Genomic DNA, 2,693 nt, shown 5'->3' on the forward strand with positions numbered 1-2,693 from the left:
GGCGCCGCGTCGACGCCGGCTGGCTGCCCTGGCGCCGTGGCCGGTCCGTCGCCTCGTCGGCCGGCGAGGAACGCTGGGGACGACTGGCGCACGCCGTGATGCGTCGTCCGGTCCTGGTGATGTCGGCGACGATCCTGCTCCTGCTCGCGATCGCCTCACCGTTCCTGGGCGCCTCGTGGGGCAGCGTCGACTACCGCGTGCTGCCGGCCGACGCTCCGGCCCACCAGGCCTTCGACACGCTCAACTCCGAGTTCGGACCCGAGCAGTCGACCGCCAACCTGCTGCTGTCGGGCACCTCGGCGAGCGACGTCGCGACCTATCGTGACGCCGTCCTCGCCGTCGACGGGGTGGCAGGCGTCGCCGACGTCGCGGCCGACGGAGACGTCACCCTGCTCCGAGCCACCTGGGAGGGCAACAGCCAGAGCACCTACTCGCAGGACCTCGTCGAGTCGTTGCGCGACGTCGCACCCGGGTCGGGCGAGGTGCTCGTCGGTGGGCTGAGCGCCGACACCGTCGACCTCATCGACTCGGTCGGTGCGCACCTGCCCTGGATGGCGCTGATCGTCGTCGTGATCATGATGGTGCTGCTGTTCCTGGCCTTCGGGTCGGTGGTGCTGCCGATCAAGGCGATCGTGATGAACCTCTTCTCGATCGGTGCGGCGTTCGGCGTCGTCACCTGGATCTTCAACGACGGCCACCTCTCGGGCCTGCTCGGCTTCGAGTCGCAGGGGTTCCTCGACGCGACCAACCCGATCCTGATGGTCGCGGTGCTCTTCGGGCTGTCGATGGACTACGAGGTCTTCCTGCTCTCCCGCGTGCGCGAGCAGTGGGACCGCACCGGCGACAACACGATCGCGGTCGCGACCGGCGTGCAGAAGACCGGACGCATCATCACCAGCGCCGCGCTCCTGCTCGGTGTCGTGATCGGTGCCTTCGGCACGAGCGGCATCGTCTTCATGAAGATGCTCGGTGTCGGGATGCTCGTCGCGCTCTTCATCGACGCCACCATCGTGCGGGCGCTGCTCGTGCCGGCGACGATGAAGCTGCTCGGTCGCTGGAACTGGTGGGCGCCGGCGCCGATGGCTCGCTGGTGGGAGCGCTACGGCTTCCGCGAGGGCCCCGAGGCCGGCGAGGCTCAGCACGTAGGTGCGGGTGCGGGTGCGGGTGCGGGAGCAGGAGCGGGTGCGGGTCCTGGTGCCAGTGCCGGTGCGGGCGACCCGGTCGATGAACCGGCGGGGGCCCGCTAGTTCCGACCGGTCGAGATAGTCCCTGTCGAAGTGGCCCCTGCGGGCCGCTCCCAGGGGCCACTTCGTCAGGGACTATCGGGGTCGAGCCGGGTGAGCCGGTCGAGCACGTCGGCCAGCGCCGAGCCGGCGAAGTCGGCCAGCTCGCCGACCAGCTCGATGCTCGACACCGCCCCGCCGTCGTACGACGTGGCGCCGAGCCAGAAGCGCTCGCCGAGGTGCGAGGAGCCGGTGAGGGCGATCGTCGTACGGATCTCCTTGCCGGAGACGTAGGCCGTGCGGGTCTCGTGAAGCACGACCGTGCCGAGCTCACCGGTGGCGGTGCGGGTGGCGCTCGACTCGACCGCGTGCGCGTCGGACGCGTCGGGATCGGACGGCGGCAGGTCGATCCGCCCGGTGGTGAGGTCCGCCTCGACTGCCATGGCGTCGCCGAGGGCGTTCGCGGCGGCCGTGAACGACTCGGCCAGGGCCTCGCGCACGAGACCGAGTGTGGTGGGCGGGACCGGGTGACGGCCGGCGTCGCCGAGGTCGGTGGAAGGGGTCACCCGACGAACCTACGAGGTCGAGGCTTCCCGCGGAACACACCTGCCCCGACGGAGCCGTGGGTCAGGTCAGGCGGGATCGGGTGTTGATCCGGGGGTGGGCGCGAGGTCGTAGGAGCGGGCCTGCTCCTCGGTGGGCATCAGGATCCAGAGGATCGGGTAGATCAGGATCGAGCTGCCGGGCAGGACCAGCATGACCAGGACGACGAGCAGGCGGGCGGTCCACGGACCGACGCCGATGCGACGTCCGATCCCGGCGCTGACGCCGCCGAGGATCTTCCGGTCGCTGGAACGGATCAGGCCCTGACGGGCGAGGCTCTGGCGGATGTCGTTCATGGGTGACGCACTTCCTTCGCTGGTTGGTGCTTCAAGCCTGACGGTGGCGGGTGCGCCGCACCATCAGGTGAGTCCCTGAGCGACCCCTGGTCCCGGGACCGGCTCCATGCGTCACTTCAGCCCCACCACTCAGGGAAAACCTGACGTTCTCAGGGGTTGCTTCCCCTGAGAACGTCAGGAGTACCCGGAGATCCGGGGATTCATCCCCGACACGTCAGCCCGCCGAGCCGCCGGCGACCTCGTAGCTCCAGATCTCGCTGTGGGTCGAGACCGGCTTGGGGGCCTCGCCGCCTGCGCGCTCGGACGCCGAGCGGTGGCCGTCGGCGAAGGAGCGTGAGCTGACCCAGGCCTGGAAGGAGTCCTCGTCGCGCCAGCGGGTGATCACCAGCCACTGGGTGCGGTCGTCGACCGGCTTGAGCAGCTCGAAGCCTTCGAAGCCTTCCTGTCCGTCGACGGCTCCGGCGCGGGCGGCGAAGCGGTGGGCGAGCTCGTCGCCGGAGTCCGCCGGGACGGTGATGGCGTTGATCTTGATGACGGTCATGGCACCAAGCCTGCCAGCCCCGCCCTCGTG

4 protein-coding genes are annotated in these 2,693 nt (G+C 70.2%); 1 reads left to right on the forward strand and 3 read right to left on the reverse strand.

All coding sequences use genetic code 11. The features are described 5' to 3' along the window. Positions 1–1,247, forward strand: a 1,247-nt coding sequence (locus tag VOI19_RS17755) for an MMPL family transporter (RefSeq protein WP_323794275.1), incomplete at its 5' end; no start/stop codon positions are given. 65 nt (positions 1,248–1,312) lie between these two features. Here VOI19_RS17755 and VOI19_RS17760 read toward each other — a convergent pair. From VOI19_RS17760 to VOI19_RS17770, 3 genes are all read right to left on the reverse strand, one after another. Further along, positions 1,313–1,789, reverse strand: coding sequence for a hypothetical protein (locus VOI19_RS17760; RefSeq protein WP_323794276.1), 477 nt, complete (start codon positions 1,787–1,789; stop codon positions 1,313–1,315). A 66-nt stretch (positions 1,790–1,855) separates the two neighbouring features. Continuing rightward, positions 1,856–2,122: a PspC domain-containing protein gene (locus VOI19_RS17765; RefSeq protein WP_323794277.1), complete on the reverse strand. Its 267-nt coding sequence runs from the start codon at positions 2,120–2,122 to the stop codon at positions 1,856–1,858. Positions 2,123–2,336: 214 nt separating this feature from the next. Then, positions 2,337–2,693, reverse strand: a 357-nt coding sequence (locus VOI19_RS17770) for an antibiotic biosynthesis monooxygenase (RefSeq protein WP_323794278.1), incomplete at its 5' end; no start/stop codon positions are given.

The organism is Nocardioides sp. (assembly GCF_034670285.1).
GTDB lineage: Bacteria > Actinomycetota > Actinomycetes > Propionibacteriales > Nocardioidaceae > Nocardioides.